Annotated in this window: 20 protein-coding genes; 8 read left to right on the forward strand and 12 right to left on the reverse strand. The window is 34.3% G+C overall.

Annotation, left to right across the window (positions count from 1 at the left end; genetic code table 11):
- The first annotated feature begins 106 nt into the window (after window positions 1–106).
- The 3 genes from AO843_RS18955 (at window position 107) to AO843_RS18965 (ending at window position 2268) form a co-directional block, all read left to right on the forward strand.
- Window positions 107–448, forward strand: coding sequence for a hypothetical protein (locus tag AO843_RS18955; protein WP_054612651.1), 342 nt, complete (start codon window positions 107–109; stop codon window positions 446–448).
- A 283-nt stretch (window positions 449–731) separates the two neighbouring features.
- Window positions 732–1580: an MBL fold metallo-hydrolase gene (locus AO843_RS18960; protein WP_054612652.1), complete on the forward strand. Its 849-nt coding sequence runs from the start codon at window positions 732–734 to the stop codon at window positions 1578–1580.
- A 181-nt stretch (window positions 1581–1761) separates the two neighbouring features.
- Window positions 1762–2268, forward strand: a complete 507-nt coding sequence (locus AO843_RS18965) for a tubby C-terminal domain-like protein (RefSeq protein ID WP_054612653.1) — start codon at window positions 1762–1764, stop codon at window positions 2266–2268.
- Window positions 2269–2332: 64 nt separating this feature from the next.
- On the opposite strand, the gene AO843_RS18970 is transcribed toward AO843_RS18965, so the two are convergent.
- Window positions 2333–2701, reverse strand: a complete 369-nt coding sequence (locus tag AO843_RS18970; RefSeq protein ID WP_054612654.1) for a DUF6713 family protein — start codon at window positions 2699–2701, stop codon at window positions 2333–2335.
- Between the two features lie 179 nt (window positions 2702–2880).
- Here AO843_RS18970 and AO843_RS18975 point away from each other — a divergent pair, with 179 nt between their 5' ends.
- The gene (locus AO843_RS18975; protein WP_054612655.1) at window positions 2881–3081 is read left to right on the forward strand and encodes a hypothetical protein; all 201 of its coding nucleotides are present in this window, start codon (window positions 2881–2883) and stop codon (window positions 3079–3081) included.
- A 119-nt stretch (window positions 3082–3200) separates the two neighbouring features.
- Here the strand turns inward: AO843_RS18975 and AO843_RS18980 are convergent, their stop codons facing one another.
- Genes AO843_RS18980 through AO843_RS18990 form a run of 3 tightly spaced genes read right to left on the reverse strand, consistent with a single transcriptional unit; the run spans window position 3201 to window position 5530 of the window.
- The gene (locus AO843_RS18980) at window positions 3201–4079 is read right to left on the reverse strand and encodes an NAD(P)-dependent oxidoreductase (protein ID WP_082389534.1); all 879 of its coding nucleotides are present in this window, start codon (window positions 4077–4079) and stop codon (window positions 3201–3203) included.
- A 17-nt stretch (window positions 4080–4096) separates the two neighbouring features.
- Window positions 4097–5179: a DNA alkylation repair protein gene (locus AO843_RS18985; protein WP_054612657.1), complete on the reverse strand. Its 1083-nt coding sequence runs from the start codon at window positions 5177–5179 to the stop codon at window positions 4097–4099.
- Between the two features lie 21 nt (window positions 5180–5200).
- Window positions 5201–5530 carry a hypothetical protein gene (locus AO843_RS18990; protein ID WP_054612658.1) on the reverse strand — a complete coding sequence of 110 codons (330 nt, stop codon included), beginning with the start codon at window positions 5528–5530 and terminating at the stop codon, window positions 5201–5203.
- 156 nt (window positions 5531–5686) lie between these two features.
- Between AO843_RS18990 and AO843_RS18995 the strand changes: the two genes are divergently transcribed.
- A complete protein-coding gene (locus AO843_RS18995; protein ID WP_054612659.1) occupies window positions 5687–6634 on the forward strand; it encodes a helix-turn-helix transcriptional regulator in 948 nt (315 codons plus the stop codon).
- Window positions 6635–6684: 50 nt separating this feature from the next.
- On the opposite strand, the gene AO843_RS19000 is transcribed toward AO843_RS18995, so the two are convergent.
- Window positions 6685–7449: an SDR family oxidoreductase gene (locus AO843_RS19000; RefSeq protein ID WP_054612660.1), complete on the reverse strand. Its 765-nt coding sequence runs from the start codon at window positions 7447–7449 to the stop codon at window positions 6685–6687.
- Window positions 7450–7607: 158 nt separating this feature from the next.
- On the opposite strand from AO843_RS19000, the gene AO843_RS19005 reads away from it, so the two are divergent.
- Complete coding sequence (locus tag AO843_RS19005) at window positions 7608–8048, forward strand: Lrp/AsnC family transcriptional regulator (RefSeq protein WP_054612661.1); 441 nt, start codon at window positions 7608–7610, stop codon at window positions 8046–8048.
- Between the two features lie 377 nt (window positions 8049–8425).
- Entirely contained in the window at window positions 8426–8944 is a 519-nt protein-coding gene (locus tag AO843_RS19010) for a CcdC family protein (protein WP_054612662.1), read from the forward strand.
- A 172-nt stretch (window positions 8945–9116) separates the two neighbouring features.
- Here the strand turns inward: AO843_RS19010 and AO843_RS19015 are convergent, their stop codons facing one another.
- From AO843_RS19015 to AO843_RS25620, 6 genes are all read right to left on the reverse strand, one after another.
- On the reverse strand, window positions 9117–9344 hold the full coding sequence (locus AO843_RS19015; protein ID WP_231630206.1) for a YhjD family protein: 228 nt from the start codon (window positions 9342–9344) through the stop codon (window positions 9117–9119).
- Between the two features lie 138 nt (window positions 9345–9482).
- Complete coding sequence (locus tag AO843_RS19020; protein ID WP_054612664.1) at window positions 9483–11741, reverse strand: type I restriction endonuclease; 2259 nt, start codon at window positions 11739–11741, stop codon at window positions 9483–9485.
- Window positions 11742–11871: 130 nt separating this feature from the next.
- On the reverse strand, window positions 11872–12483 hold the full coding sequence (locus AO843_RS19025) for a hypothetical protein (protein WP_054612665.1): 612 nt from the start codon (window positions 12481–12483) through the stop codon (window positions 11872–11874).
- 282 nt (window positions 12484–12765) lie between these two features.
- On the reverse strand, window positions 12766–12996 hold the full coding sequence (locus tag AO843_RS19030) for a hypothetical protein (protein WP_054612666.1): 231 nt from the start codon (window positions 12994–12996) through the stop codon (window positions 12766–12768).
- A gap of 107 nt (window positions 12997–13103) precedes the next feature.
- On the reverse strand, window positions 13104–13286 hold the full coding sequence (locus AO843_RS19035; RefSeq protein ID WP_054612667.1) for a hypothetical protein: 183 nt from the start codon (window positions 13284–13286) through the stop codon (window positions 13104–13106).
- A gap of 145 nt (window positions 13287–13431) precedes the next feature.
- Entirely contained in the window at window positions 13432–13593 is a 162-nt protein-coding gene (locus AO843_RS25620; protein ID WP_369814439.1) for a DUF6710 family protein, read from the reverse strand.
- A 229-nt stretch (window positions 13594–13822) separates the two neighbouring features.
- On the opposite strand from AO843_RS25620, the gene AO843_RS19040 reads away from it, so the two are divergent.
- The gene (locus tag AO843_RS19040; protein ID WP_054612668.1) at window positions 13823–14908 is read left to right on the forward strand and encodes a hypothetical protein; all 1086 of its coding nucleotides are present in this window, start codon (window positions 13823–13825) and stop codon (window positions 14906–14908) included.
- A 202-nt stretch (window positions 14909–15110) separates the two neighbouring features.
- On the opposite strand, the gene AO843_RS19045 is transcribed toward AO843_RS19040, so the two are convergent.
- Window positions 15111–15635, reverse strand: coding sequence for a P-loop nucleotide/nucleoside kinase family protein (locus tag AO843_RS19045; RefSeq protein WP_054612669.1), 525 nt, complete (start codon window positions 15633–15635; stop codon window positions 15111–15113).
- Between the last annotated feature and the right edge of the window lie 31 nt (window positions 15636–15666).

The raw sequence follows: 15666 nt of genomic DNA on the forward strand, positions 1-15666 counted from the left end.
AAATACAATTATGATGAATAAGACTAAAGAATGTAGATCAGTACTACATATTATGAAAATATAATCTGCAGATTATAAATTTTTTACATGTAAGGAGGTGAATTAATTGCCTTTAACTACTGGTCCAATTGAAAATATGGGAAATCAGCCAGCAAATGCAAGTAGTGTTCGCATCAAAGTTCTTAATCTCACTGGAGGTTTACTAACAGGCGTAGTAAGAGTTTTTAGACTTAACGGTTCAAGACAATTATTGTCAACAACTCCTTTTGCTGCAGTTGCCAATGGTTCTACTTTTGTAACTCCAGGTGTAGGAGGTTCAGCTCAATATGAAGTTGAAATTGTTCCAAATCAAAATGGGGGAATTTATAGCGTTTATGGACGCACAGCTTCAGGTGTGATCATTACTGCTCAACGGTTTGCAAATTCAGAATTAACGCAGATTTTCTAATCTTTAAGTTACTCTCGAAAAGCCTTATACCTCCGTTATAAGGCTTTTCATTTTCTTCTTTTTTACATAAGAGAGTGCGATGTTAAGGGTTGCTAAAAATCCTCATGTGTTGCGTTCAAATTTATTTCTGTTTTTTAAAATTTATATGTTATACTTTTCCATAAAAAGGAGGTACAGTCCAATGGTAAAAAAATAAAATGAGAAAATCTTTCATTATTTTATCGAATAAACATGGAGATTTTCTCTCTCATAAAATGAATATCTAAATTAGAGGAGAAATATCATGTTAAATAAATTAAGTGACACTATTTATTACTTATCCCATCAAGATGCTAAAGAACAGCCAACATTAGGATTGGTATGTGGTGACAAATATAGTCTAATGATTGATGCTGGAAATTCAACCCAGCATGCTAAAGGTTTTTTACTAGAAATCGAGAAACTCAATGTACCACCTATCAAATATTTGGTCATTACTCATGCGCATTGGGATCACTTCCTTGGCATGAATGAATTTGATGCAACAGTTATCGTTAATCATCAAACAAATGAGCGATTAAAACAATGGCAAAATTATAGTTTTGATGATCATTCTCTGCAAGAGTATGTGCATACTAATCTGATAAGTGCCAAGTGTATGGAGATCATACAAGCAGATATACCAAATAGAGAGTGTTTTAAATTGCAGGCTGCGGATGTAATTTTTGAAAATACATTAACCATCGATTTAGGTAATAAAGTTTGTTTAATTGAAAAAATCCAGAGTACACATACAGACGACTCTACAATTATTTATATCCCTGATGAAAAAGTTATTTTTTTAGGTGATGCTGCATATGGAACAACCAAAAATTCTTTATATCATTTCAAGCAATCACTATTATTGCCTATGATAAAAGACATTCAACAATATGATGCGGAATTGTTCCTACTTGGTCATGAATCAATCTGTGATGCTCATGAAATGAATATTTATTGGGAAGAGTTAACAACAACTAGTCGAGCTGTCAAATCTACTTCCCTAGAAAAGGCTATTGAGTGCTTCAAGGTAGAAAATAATAGAAACCCTAATGATAATGAATTATTTTTCTTGAAAGCATTTGTGAATGACCGTATAATTCAAGCCCTTTAATTTTATAGATTAGTAGCCACCTCATTTCCAAAGATGAGGTGGCTTATTTACTTTCCAACATTAAATTCACTTTTTCACTTGCTTCTTCAGTTCAACTCAATAAACGATTTATTTGAACAAAGATATCAAGCCATATTACTATTACTGTTGATCGAACTATTTAATGGAGGGGAGAACTACCTTGCAGATTTATTCCTATAGCATCCCAGAATTCAATTTCTATTACACGAGCATCCCTATTTACAACAAGGACAACCAAATTATAAGTATCCTTAAAATAAATCGTCATCGTATCCTTACGCAACTGTTTCATATGCTACTTCGAACAGGAATGCCATACTGCTACAATGCGTTTTCGATTGATAATAAGGCGCTATACAAAATTGATTGTGTGTTTACTGGTGTACGTTATACACTCTATAGCAACAGTGCGCTGAAGAAGGTTGCAATAACCCAAAAGCGTGTGCAATTAATTGAAAAGACGCAGCGTTTTACGATCAACGGAGACGTGTATCGATTCGAGAAAGATTACACTCACTCAGGAACCTTAACATTAAATGATAAAAAGATTGCTACGATAAGAAATTTAGATCATACCACTACAAATTTAACAAAGCGTATCCATATTGAAGCAATCAATGATATCATCGCCTCTTTAATCGCTATCCTGTATCAAACTTTTATATAATGTTCCGATAACACCCTTCAAAGCCTCATAAAAAGCCACATCTTATAAAAAGATGTGACTGTTTCTAAACATTAATGAAAAAGAATAAATGGATTGCCGCAAGCATTCCCATGGGATAAATGATAGCTCTTGAAAACGTGTTCTTAAATTCATTTCGAGGATGTCTTTCAAATAACAAATGCAGGATTGCATGAATTATAAAGAATATATCGAGAACCCAAAAAGTTATTGTTTGATATTGGCTGAATAGTAAAGTTAGAATGATGACATAAAGAAAAAGATGAATAATCGTGAATATTTGATAAGCCTTTGAATCTTCCAGATCTTTTAATACGATAAATAATCGCCACTCCGAGCGCCTTATTGCATCCATTTCATGCAAAAGAAATAAAGCAAGGTTAAATAAAAAAAGGATAAGCAATAAATCAGGCATATAAAACCTCCTCCATCTTTATATACTTAATGTTACTATAAAACTATTTTTCAAATTCCAAGTAAATCCTCTAAAATATGTCGATATAAAGTCGCGAATAATGTTGAAATATGGGCTAGAATGTCGCTTCCTCTTTTTTTATGATACAATTTACATATATTACATAATGAGGTGATGATATGGAAGATGAAAAATTAGTTTGCAAGGCTTGTGGTAGTGATTCTTTTACTATCGGGCAAGTTGGTGGTGATTTTAATCAAGGAAATGTTAGACCTATAGATTCTGTATTTTCTGTAGGTTCCCCATTTATTTTTAGCTTTTGTAAAGACTGCGGAGAAGTGGCTTCCATTAAGGTGGAAAAACCACAATATTTTATATAACCCCTAGTTTAATGGGGTCGCTCCCGTCTCAGTGACCCTTAAGTGGTTTCTTTTTATAGTTATCTTTCGATGAAATAAGTCACCCATCAAGAGTGGCCTACTTCGTTTCACCTACATACTTATCTCAATACTTTAATCAAAGCACCCAGTTCTTCATTTCCAAATCCCGCTTCCAATACCCTCTTGAAAAGTTGTTGGGCAAACACCGGAAATTCATTGTTAATATTTGCTTCTTGTGCTTGTACCATAAAAAGTTCAACTGTCGTCATACACATATTTATAGAACTTTGTGGGTTATCGTAGGTTTCTGTTTGAATTACTTGACTCTCATACTTGATGACCTCTCCAACAACTTGTGAAACTTGAGCTATCAAGGCACCAAAATCATCTACACGTAGTCCGTCCGATTCAAGGATGCGTGCCGCGTGGAAAAACCCTAAATAGGAACCAAACAAGTATGAAAGAAAGGCCAAGTCTGTAGAAGACGCAGCACTGACTTGTTCTCCAAGATAAGGAACATTTCCTGCTAAGCATTTTAAAATATGCTCACTCTGTTGATAGGCCTTTAAAGAACCTGAAGTGAAAATTGTAGCCTCAGAATTCCCCATTTGGAGTGGGGAAGCCGCTATTGCTCCGTCAAGATAATTCACCTGATTTTCTTGCGCCCATAGCTCATGGTCACGTGCTTGCTGGGGGCTACCTGTACTCAACTGAATAAGAACCCGGCCTGAGAGAGCTTGTTTGACCTCTTGTGTATTCAAAATATGAGTTGAAGCCTCATAATCAGATACACAGATAATGGACACTTCGCTTGCGCTTATGGCAGTTGCTACACTGGTAGCAAAGATAGCTCCGTCTTTGATTAAAGGCTCTGCTTTCGCTATTGATCGATTCCATACAGTAACTTGATAGCCCTTTTTAAGCAGTAAACCTGCTAATGTTGCTCCCATTGATCCCAAGCCAATTATTGTTACATTATTCATTTTCTGTTCCTCCATTTTTCTGTATTGTTACTTTAGCGTTCAACGTAAAATTCTGTTGCAGCTAGCTCTTTCCCATTTATGATTACTGCTAGCTTATGTTGACCCGGATAATGCTTTCGGGTTGTCAAATCTTTAAAATGGTGACTCCGTGTGTATTGGTGACCGTCTCTTTCGAAGATGCGTTCCGTTATTTTGAATAATTTTCTTGAAGTTGTTCCATTCGCTTTGACAAAATCAATCGCATATTCGATTCGGAGCTTCTGTGGTGCAGTAGAGTTAGTCTGAACGGTAAATGTAAAATCAAGGGTTTGTCCAATCGCCAGCCGATCTTTTTCTAGCGCTAACTCATGAACTGTCACATCTGGAAAGATGTCAAAGCCAAACAAGAAGAGCACCTCAGCATCTCCTTTTCGCAGTAAACCACGACACCCATGTTTAATAATCCAATCTGTGATTGAACTCTCTCCATACCAATCACGTGCGAGCTGTTTCACTAGTTCCGGATGATCCTTGGAAATATCATTCAGATTATTAGCCACACTTTTCTGTACATAAACAGATGGATCCTGTTTGAGTAGGTTCAATATCGGTATGATTGGTGACGGATTCAATTTGTATGTTTCCAAAGCAGATGCCCAAGGCAATCTAGGGCGACACCCCTCGCTGGCTAACCGCCTGATATGAGGATTGGGATGGCTCGCCCACTTTAACATTTGATCCATCATCTTATGTGGATCTTTTACAATAAAAGACCGAACAGCAAACTCTGAACTGGAGAATTGCGTAAACACCTCTAATCCATGAATGGAAGCATGCCAATCATCTAGTCCATTTACTTCTACAAAATCAGGCAAAAATAAGTATTCCACTCCCTTACATGTAGGTGCAATTTGTATCAAAATGGATAATGCCTCACAATAGGATGTTGGTAAAGTCGTTCGTAAAGAATTACTGATATGCCTAATACGCTGTTTGAATTTTTTCGTTTCCCAATGGTCGTCATAGATTAAATTCATAAACTTATGTGAATCAAAAGCAGGGTATTCAACTTGTAATATAGTTATAAATTGATGGAAGAAATCTGTTGTATATTTACCCTCAAATGTGTCAGCCATGTCCCATTCCCCTTTTAGTTATTATTTCAATCCGTTCAAATTAGTCGGGACTAGATGTCTTTGTGTAATCTCCCGTGAATCAATCATAGATACAAAGATTTGAAATTCAGAGGTAGTCTTCAGTTTCTCCATAGCAACCAGAGCACTTTCCATATCACACCAATATATAATGTCCGTCCATTGACTTTCATCGGATGTATGTAGTAAGGTACGGCCTTCAAATCCTGATACTTCAAGCTTTAGTACCTCCGTAAGTGCGGCAGCTGTCTGACAAAAACAACGCTTGTCGATCCCCTCCTTCAGTTCAAATAATACAACTTCCATTACATAGTTTTGTTTTTCTAGTTCCATTTTTTTGTCTCCTTTTAGCCTCTTAATGATGAGGTCAATGTACATCCTGTCAAAATGTCAAATCTTCATAAACATTGACTTCGAGTTTTACTATACGGGATAATAGTGACAACTATTGTCACTATTAATTCATTTTTTAAAGAGGAGGCACTTTTCATGCACAAAGCGCAAAGACTTATTCAGCTCATGATGAAGGTCAATGAACGTAAAAAATTTACCATTCAGGAGATGGCTGAAGAATGTGGTGTTTCACGCCGAACAATGATTCGTGATTTAATGGAACTGAGTGAACTAGGTGTACCCCTTTATTCCGAAGCTGGGCCTAGCGGTGGTTATCGTGTTTTGCGTGAAAAAGTGCTACCGCCCATCAGCTTTACCGAGCATGAGGCAATCGCATTGTTTTTTGCTTGCCAATCCCTACGTAATTACAAAGCTCTCCCCTTCAAAAACGAAGTAAATACTGCATTAGATAAATTTTTCTATTATTTATCAAGTGAGCTAAAGCAAAAGATTGAAAGTATGCAGCAACGCCTTATATTTTGGGTGCCTCCTCATGAGTTAGAAGTGCCCTTCTTAAAGGAATTACTTGAAGCTGCACTTGAACAACGTGTCATCACAATCATGTATGAAGCGGCTACTCGTAAAAATAGAACCATCCAACCTCTTGGGATCTATACGATGAACGGGCTGTGGTACTGTCAGGCTTATTGTTTCTTAGCAGAGGATTATCGAGTATTTCGCGTGGATAGAGTGAAGGATTTTTCTTTAGTCGAAGACCAAAGTTTGAAAATGAACATGACGAATGAGCACATAAAGTCGTGGATCATGCCGCCGGATGAAGATAATATGTTAGATCTTGAAGTAGTTTTAACACCAGAAGGAGTAAGACGTTGTCAATCAGAAGTATGGTTATCTCAGTGGATCGAGCTTCATGAGGGTGGATGTGGTATGATTCGTGCAAAAGTAAACTCATCATTTACGCCATGGTTGGTACATTTTTTTCTGGGCTTGGGCATGGAGGCAAACGTAAAATATCCCCGGGTCGTACGGGAACAAATTAAAAGTAAGTTACAGGAACTAATGAAGCAATACGATGAAGTATAAAAAAACAGGTACTATATGCACCTGTTTTTGGGTTCCTAATAGAGGAAGTTCTATAATCGGAAACCTCCTGAAACATCTAAAATTTGCCCTGTTATCCAGCGACTTTCCGAAGATGCGAGGAACGCCACTGCATCTGCAATATCTTCCACTTGCCCTATTCGATTGAAAACAGAGGACTCAGTAGCAAATTTTCGTATTTCTGGATTATCTAGCAACTTAGTATTAATATCCGTCTTTGTATATCCAGGCATAATCGTATTCACTGTTATGCCCCTTTCTCCAAGATGTTTAGCAAGCGGGAGCGTCATGGTGTTAAGAGCTCCTTTACTTAAACCATATGCAATGGAACCCGTTAAACCAAGTCGTACCTCGGCTGATGAAATATTAATAATACGGAATTGTTCTCGTAGTCGTGGCAATGCTTGCTGGATTAAGAAAAACGGCGCTTTAATATTAACAGCTAGAATTTCATCAAAAATTTCTTCTGTCGTATTTTCAATTGTTCCTTGCGTACCTATCCCTGCATTATTTACGAGAATATCAATGTTGGATGTACCCACTCTTTTTTGCAGTTCTTGCTCTAATTGTTCAATTAGTTTTGTGACACCGCTGATGGAATTGAGTTCCGCTTCAATAGAGAAAGCTTTCCCACCATTTGATTCAATTTCACTAGTAGTTTGATATGCAGCCGCTTTATTTCGACCAAAGTGAATAGCGACTAATGCACCATCTTGCGCCAATCTTTTTGCAATTGCACGGCCAATCCCACGGCTGGCTCCTGTTACTAACACTATTTTCCCTTCGAGACTCTTCATTTTTTCATCCTTTGTTTGTGACATCGATGTATATATATTGTCATCTAAAAACCAACCATTTTAAATACATATTTATAAGTAAATGCATTATATTGCTTATGATATTATAGGTATAATTCGATATTTACTTTATAAAATGTAGTAAGGAGATCAAGTAAATGACAAACACAGTAAAACTGGATGAAATAGATCTTAAAATCATGAATTTGTTGTATGACAATGCTAGAATGCCTGTTTCTGAAATAGGACGAGTTATTTCGATGACACAACCTGCTGTGAAAGAACGCATTAACAAGCTTGAAGAACAAGGAGTTATAGCTGCCTACAGGACTAAGTTTGAACCTTCTAAAATTAATAAAAATATTCAAACTTTTATTATGTTTAAAACAAGCCAATGCAATGATTTTATACAATTTTGTCATTCCTCTTCAGAAGTGACAGATTTATATCGCATCAGCGGGGAATTCAATTATATGATGAAAGTAATGGTCGATTCGATGGAAACTCTCGCTTCTTTTTTAGATTCTTTAATGAAATTTGGATTATCCTCTCCGTTAATTGTCTTAAAAAATGAATTTGAAGAAAAAATATCGTTCTAACTAGGTGTCGATTATTTTGCAGTTTCTATCAAAGAAAATACCAGGTACTCGGTTGAGCGCCTGGTACAGCTATTTGGTTAATTTTGATTAGAGATGTAATTTTACCTCTACCTTCATTAATTTTAAAGACAGCAGTTGTTCTATATAATTATCGTTTAACCCGCATAGGTTGCCAAATAAGTGAATAAGCACGAGTAACATATGACCCATTTCGAAAAACCAGTCATTTGTCAAGATAACGGATGACGAGTTTTTCCACCTGTGTTTTCAATGCCTGGTTAGCATAATTCTATGCATAGTTGTATAAGGGAAAAGATGGTTTTTGCTGTAATTTATGTAATAATAGAAATATTAAAACATAATTCAGGGAGGTTTTTATGCAAACTGCAATACCGGCTACTTCTATATTTGTAATTATTGGATTGTTCATTTTAGTTCGTAGAATCCGTTCTATGTACAAACCAACCAAAGGCAAAGGAGTACGAATAATTCTTCCTCTTCTATTTTTAACACCTGGGTTTTCATTTTTTCTAAACGCTTCTGGGCACGTCACATACCTTCAATTATCTGTAGCAATTCTTTTAGGAGTGGGGTTTTCTATTCCTCTTATTTTATGGTCAGATTATGAAATACGAAATGATGGTTTAATTTATGCTAAGAAAAGTCCTGCTTTTGTAATTACTTTCGCCATTATGATCGCTTTACGTTATTATTTTCGACAACATATTTCTACTATCGAACCAGGTACACTCAGTATGTTACTTTTCTTACTTGTTATTTGTTATTTAATTCCTTGGAGAATAGCTTGCTATATTAAGTATAAAAAGGTTCTTAAACTAAAAATACAGTCAGTCTCTAGCACCCTACAAAATGAAACAAGAAGTATAAGTTTATGAATAAATGCACTTAAACTAACGGGCTTTAGGTGAATAAGGCTTAATTGATCAAATAAAAATCTCATACTTAGTTAGAAAGATTAACTCCATTTTGATCAATCTTTTTTCAAAATGGAGTGTTTTTGCGTTTGCTGATAAATAAAGGTTGAAAGTAAAATTTTTTAATCAACCGCTATTCTAAAGCTACACGTATATGATTAGCCAACAACTTTTCCACCTGTGATTTAAGAGCTTGATTTGCATAACGGAGTACTACATCATTACCTGCAGTGGCAACTTGCACGTCACTAAAGTATTCATCTACTGGTTGCCAACCTACTACTCGTATACGTTTTTGTGCAAGTTCTCGTTTGAGGTTAAAATATTCTTGTCTTAGATCCTTTAGTAATGAATCCATCATTGGAAGAAATACCGTTTTCATTATTTTTGAGCAAATAAATAAGTACCGAATCACGTCAAAAATAGACGATGTCTCGGTACTTCCGTATGCATCATTGAATTATGTTTAATTTATTTAACGGAACAATAGATTTTAGCTTTAAACGGCATTAAGAATTTCTAATGCTTGCTGGGCAACTTCACTTACTTCTTCATCAGTACTATACTTTATACTATTTGCTGCCATATATAGCCTATGAGATAAAAATGGATTTTGCTCTTCAACAGCAATTTTACAAATTTTTATTAATTCATGAGGTACTCGTAAAAAACCTATTCTCAACGCATAGGTAATTGGTTCAATTATACCTTCTTCTCCGCACAACATTTCACCTGCTTCTATTGTAGAATGTACTGAGTACATGAAGGATTGATCTAACTGTTCAATTGGGTCAACTCGTCTAATAATATCCTCATAGCTTCCTATAGTTGTTAAAATTTCACGGTATCCACCGAATTGATCTTCTACCCCCTCCATAACGAAAGGCAGTGTCATTAAATGTGATAAAACTAGCCAAGGGTGAGTATTAGAAATCAATCTGTAATCTCCTGAGTTCTTTTTCAAATGTGGCAGTTTCACTAAACCTTTATTTCTAATATACACTTCTAGGTTTAAATCTGTTTTTTCATTGACCTTCTCAATTATTGGTGGATTAATTAACAACTGTTTATAAATATCATAAAATGTATAATCGTTGTTATCTCCTAATTCAAAAATAACATTGGCAGCTATAATATCTCCGTAAGGTAATCTATTGCTTAATTCCAAAATTTTACCTACCGCATATTCTGTATCTAATTTCTCCATGCTGATATCTTTATAAAGGGCTCTAATTGCTGCCGCTGAAAATATTTCAGGAGTTTTGGGTGCTATATATTGATTTTGCTCTTCATCAATAAACCAATCGATATGCCCTTGTTCTCGTAGCCTTTCAATTCTATTTTCTCCAAGCATAACCTCTGCTTGATCATATGGTACATATCCTCTTCCATGTGAAACCATAAGTTCCAGAGGTGTTTTTAAATCTTGTTTTAATGCTGTTCTTGCTAATCTAACCATGTCGTTTTTAAATGTTTCATCATCTGTGAAATTTTTAAACAGCTCTTTAAATAAGGACAGGGGTAGGAAGTTTGGAATAACCATTATTGAATCATCCATTACGGCACGATGAATATTCTGAGCTAGACTTATTCTAAGAATACGGGGTTCTCGGAACTCCTTGTTCCTAATCGCCCCTTCGAGAAAACGAATAGACCAAGTTTTGATTAGCATGTCCTCTACATAGTTAAATTCTTCTTCGTCTAATCTATTAACTTCTACTTTTATTGCTTTTTTACCAAAGAGACTTTTACCTGGTCGCCCTGTTCTTTTAGACATTAAATTAAAATTACTGCTATCGCATCCAATTATTATTGAGAATGATGAATTATCCGAGCATAAATTTATTATTTCATCTATATCTTTAATAATTTCATGTTCCCCAAATCTAACTTCATCAACGATTAATACAATCTTCCCTGCACTATGTCGATTAGGTATAATTCCATGTACAAGCCATCTTTTTATATCATCTAACGTCGAAACTTTAAAATGCTTGAGCAATTGATTAGCCAAATACTGCAAAATACCATATCGACATTCCTCTGCATTAATATAAATTGGTATAATATCATCCTGTTTTTCTTTACATATTTCATACAGAATATTGGTTTTCCCAACTAAAGGTGCACCGGTAACGGCTACGACTGCATTTCGTCTAACATATTCGATTATCCGAGGCGTAATTTTACGCGGAAAATGGAAGTTATCAGCAATTGGTTGAGTATAATCATTAATTGTTCCCATTTGGTTATTAAAGTTGCTTTTATTTATATCATGGATTATTTTTCTCCATACATCGGGATCTTTTCCTAATAGTATTTGTACAGCCTCATCCAAACTTGAGTCAGCCATTTGGAGAGTATGTGTAATGGCTTCATCAAGGATCTTTCTATCTAGGGATGTATGTTCCATTACTTCACCTGAGTATGAATTATAGAAACTAGTATCGTTTCCATTCGAAACAATTACTAAAGGTGCGATTGGTTCTAGTAATCGCGCATAACTCAGTCCTTGTTTTCGATCATCGTCTGTTAAAGGATGTCCAGGTTTTTTTAACTCTAATACTGCTAAGTTACGTCCATTATATTGAATTAATATATCAAGACGAGGCTTTTTCGTGCTTGGTTTAATTGTTATCTCATCATGTCCTATTTTAACTGAAAAAATATGCTGATGAATTATATTCATGTTTTGATAATTAGGAATGATTTTCTCCAGCTCACTCCTTACTCTTGCTTCTAATGTTGCTTCATTCATAGTGCGATTCCTCCAAAATAGAAATTTCTTCTCTATACCTATTATATGCAATACTTATAGTTCCTTAACATTTCAATGAAATTATTTGGAGAGGAATATAGTTTGAGCAATCGTATTTTCAACTCTTGATTCATCTAATAATTGTTAGATGCTCTAACTGACTTTTAAGTAAATATAATTCACAATATATCTCTTCTATCTGTCCACCTTGCTCTCTTTTTACGATTTCTAGCCGCTCTATTGCCTTTTCGAACGGCATTTGAACAAAGTCAATTTGTGGCGCAGCAATCTCTTGTGGAAACTTTATGCCATTAGGATAGTATGGTTTGTTAACAAAACCTACAAAAGGAATGGGGCCATTTTTCTCATCTAAATATGGTGAAATGTTTCTAACCCATATTAATTTATCTTTAGGGAAATAGGCAAAATTCTTATTATCTAATGATCTAAAGCTAAGTACTCCATCTAATAAATGTGTTGTGTCAACATCTAAAAAACAACCACTCCATTTCTGTTCCATATATACTGTAGTTTTTATCTCATCTTCATTAACTTTTTCATTTCTCATTTTAAAATCTGTTATTACAATATCAATAAAATTCTCTCCATATCTATGAACATCCGACTTTAAAGGTTTACATGTAAATCCATCATTAGAATATCGATGAATTATAGCACATCCTTCTTTTTCAGGAATTTGTTTTACGTTAGATTTAATTAGGGTTAGTAATTTAGTTATCATTAATCCCACTCCTTCAATAAAGTATCTGTGCAAAATTTTTGGAATAAAAAATACACCGAGCCATGTCTAATAGACGATGACTCGGTGCTTCCGTTTGCATCAAAAAAGTTATGTTGTATATGAATACACCAAATTTATCATATTAATCCAATTATATAAAGTTAAATAATGCTGAATATAAAAATTGTGAAAAACATAGTAATTGAATACAATCATTTGCCGTCAGTATTTACTTTAACCTGGATTGTAGATAGATAATCTAACTACTACTTTTCAATTGCGTTAATTATTATTTCTTGAAAGTCTAGTAGCAATATAAATTGGTGAATCCATATCATTATCTTTATCAAGTAGCTCTATTTTTCCATCTATTATTTTTTTTACACCATTTTCTAATCCAGGTAATTCTCTAACACATTCAAAAGAACAAGCTGGAAATTCACTTGCACCAACAATATAATAATCTCCATAGTCTCCATCAAGTCTTGTTTGACAGCATGTACAATATATCAAATTACTCACCACATTTCATTTTTCATATAGATAGCTAATACAAACAAACCATTTCTAGTTCAACTTATATAATTCTTCACAATAATTTACCTGTCTTTATAAAGGTATCATTTTCCAACATCAATCTCATTCTCGTCTACATAAAATATATCCATTTTCTTATCAACCATATCAGGCCGCTTCATTATAGATTGAGCAATAATAACATTCATTTGAGCGACATTTAATTTTTCCCATAAGGCTATAAATGCACCTTTATCGTCTACACCAAGCCCCTGCGTAAACATCATCTAAATAAAAATGATACCTAAATGTTATTTCGTTATTAGCAACAAGTTCTATATTTATATTTTCGCCTATGACTGGTATTCTGTGATCACTTTCTTTTATCGACATTACTTTCACCCTCTCCGTACAGGGATATATGGTAAACAATTAATCTAATGCTCTCTTCGCACGATCAATTAATCTTCCAATTTCAAAAATTAATGATTCTTCAAATGAAATTGCCTCCCTAAATGGCTTGTTATCAGATAAATGGTAAAAATATTGTTCATCCGCCCTCATTACGTTATACAGTGGCGAACAATCGACAATTTGTGCTGGTAAATCCCTTGTTTTTTTAACAGCGCAATAGTACTTGAGTGAAGCCCATTTTTAAACAGCTCAAAATAAAATAAATAATTTTTATAATTACTCTCCTCGTATCTCCATTCTACTACACTATTATTTAAGGCTGCCATTATTAGAAAGGGAATTTGATGTCAATTATTTCCGAGATTTTGCTTGTACAGAGTGATATAATTCGATAAAAAGGATGATTGCAGTGGACGATTTACTAGAGAGACTAAAACAAGAAGTTGTAATTAAAAAAGCGATATACTTTATGCACTCGATAGGTATAGCTTATTACGAAGTACCTAAGAGGGAAAATTTCCTTAATGCTAACGGCTATAAGGATACCATTAACCCTGCATTAGAAGAAATACGAAAGTCAATGCAGCAAAAAGGGATAGCAAAAGAAGAGCTTAAAAAATATCTGTGGAATATTGAACCATATCTAGCTTTTTTGCTGGATGAAACTGCAATACCAACCGAGTTAATCATACTAAGTTTTTTAGATAAAGACTTCGATTTACAGGAAATATTCTCAGTTCCACTTGAGTCTCTCCCTGATACTGCAGACAAATACGGCATTGTGTTATTAGATGATACAAGCTCCGCTAATCATCAAGGTGTGTTTTATAGAGATATTTTTTATTTTTATAATCCGTTTTATGGAGCAAGAAGAAATGCGAAAACTCCGCCTTACCTTATTCAACTTCTTACTGACCAAATGAAATTACATAATTCTGTTTCATTAAGACTTGATCTTTCCATTAGTCTTTCAAAAGAACATTATAAGCCATTCATGCGTGAATTTTCTGAAGTGTTTCAAGGAAGAGAAATTAATCTTGATGAAATTCATTTCCCTCTTCATCCTGGAAATAGTGAATTTTTCTGTGTTTATAATCCAAAAACCATGAAAAAGATACAGTTTAAAATTTCTCATAGAAAAGATTCTGAACGCTGGATTGAAGTTGAGGAACTTTGGAACATTGATGGAAAAGAAGAACAAGAAACTTTTATAACAAGATATTTGCATTCGATATTTAACCCTCTGACAAATAAGTTTGTTCATGTAGATGGATCGTTTAATTTTTATAATAATGATAACTATAAAGTAAGGGTAAATCAGCAAATAAACGCTCATGCAAACTTACATGTCAAACAATGGCTTGTGGAAGGAGAGATTAGCATTATAGATTGGGGAAGGATGATTTTACAATTTTTTAATGATCACGATTTGATTCTTGATGCCTTTAAAGGAAATTTGATTGAAGAGGTATTTGAGGACAATCATTCAAATTAATAAATAAGCTTCCGTCGCCGCGGAAGCTTATTTACTATACTGCACGCTAATTTAAAGAACTCTCTAGCCTTTAATTGAGAAATGTGACCAATCTTAATTTAAGTTTAAAACATTACGCACAACAATCAGGCCCTTTCCATGAACAAATACGCTTTCCTTATTTCAGAAAAGCGCCCTTTAATTGAATAAAAATATTTACAACTCATTTCTTTATGTAATTTACAACGTCATTAATATAAATATCGATAGGTACGCCAGTATTTACAACTATGCACTGATAATCAGTGGGTCTTTTACTATTGTCTAATGTATATTTAAAATTCTCTTCGGAAGTTACCTCACTTATTTGACTTATCATTCTTTCTCGATTTTTCAATCTAAAATTAATCTCTTGAAAATCATCAAGGTAGCACTCAACATATTTGTACTTCACATTATATTTTTTAGACATAGCAATTCCTCGATCTACCATTTCTTGATAAAGGCAAGGGCTATCAAATACTACATTTTGTCCTTGTGATAAGTAAAATTCAATTAAAGACCAATCAATATTATATGAAATCTTACCAGTTAATTTTGAATCGATTTGAATTTCTTCTGTTGACTGTAATAAAGCAGATTTTACAATATCGTGGTCTATTATGACTGCTCCTGTACGCTCAGCAATTTGACGAGAAAGTGTAGACTTTCCAGACCCAGGAAAGCCAGACATTTGAACAAAAAACATGTTAATCCCTCACTTCTTCTACTATAAATAA

Origin of the sequence: Lysinibacillus sp. ZYM-1 (genome assembly GCF_001308875.1) — a bacterium.
Classification (GTDB): Bacteria; Bacillota; Bacilli; order Bacillales_A; family Planococcaceae; genus Lysinibacillus.

Coding starts and splice junctions, on each gene's coding strand:
- AO843_RS18960 (WP_054612652.1), top strand. CDS start 732: ATGTTAAATAAATTAAGTGACACTATTTATTACTTATCCCATCAAGAT.
- AO843_RS18970 (WP_054612654.1), bottom strand. CDS start 2,701: ATGCCTGATTTATTGCTTATCCTTTTTTTATTTAACCTTGCTTTATTT.
- AO843_RS18975 (WP_054612655.1), top strand. CDS start 2,881: ATGGAAGATGAAAAATTAGTTTGCAAGGCTTGTGGTAGTGATTCTTTT.
- AO843_RS18980 (WP_082389534.1), bottom strand. CDS start 4,079: ATGGAGGAACAGAAAATGAATAATGTAACAATAATTGGCTTGGGATCA.
- AO843_RS18985 (WP_054612657.1), bottom strand. CDS start 5,179: ATGGCTGACACATTTGAGGGTAAATATACAACAGATTTCTTCCATCAA.
- AO843_RS18990 (WP_054612658.1), bottom strand. CDS start 5,530: ATGGAACTAGAAAAACAAAACTATGTAATGGAAGTTGTATTATTTGAA.
- AO843_RS18995 (WP_054612659.1), top strand. CDS start 5,687: ATGCACAAAGCGCAAAGACTTATTCAGCTCATGATGAAGGTCAATGAA.
- AO843_RS19000 (WP_054612660.1), bottom strand. CDS start 7,449: ATGAAGAGTCTCGAAGGGAAAATAGTGTTAGTAACAGGAGCCAGCCGT.
- AO843_RS19005 (WP_054612661.1), top strand. CDS start 7,608: ATGACAAACACAGTAAAACTGGATGAAATAGATCTTAAAATCATGAAT.
- AO843_RS19010 (WP_054612662.1), top strand. CDS start 8,426: ATGCAAACTGCAATACCGGCTACTTCTATATTTGTAATTATTGGATTG.
- AO843_RS19015 (WP_231630206.1), bottom strand. CDS start 9,344: ATGATGGATTCATTACTAAAGGATCTAAGACAAGAATATTTTAACCTC.
- AO843_RS19020 (WP_054612664.1), bottom strand. CDS start 11,741: ATGAATGAAGCAACATTAGAAGCAAGAGTAAGGAGTGAGCTGGAGAAA.
- AO843_RS19025 (WP_054612665.1), bottom strand. CDS start 12,483: ATGATAACTAAATTACTAACCCTAATTAAATCTAACGTAAAACAAATT.
- AO843_RS19035 (WP_054612667.1), bottom strand. CDS start 13,286: ATGATGTTTACGCAGGGGCTTGGTGTAGACGATAAAGGTGCATTTATA.
- AO843_RS19045 (WP_054612669.1), bottom strand. CDS start 15,635: ATGTTTTTTGTTCAAATGTCTGGCTTTCCTGGGTCTGGAAAGTCTACA.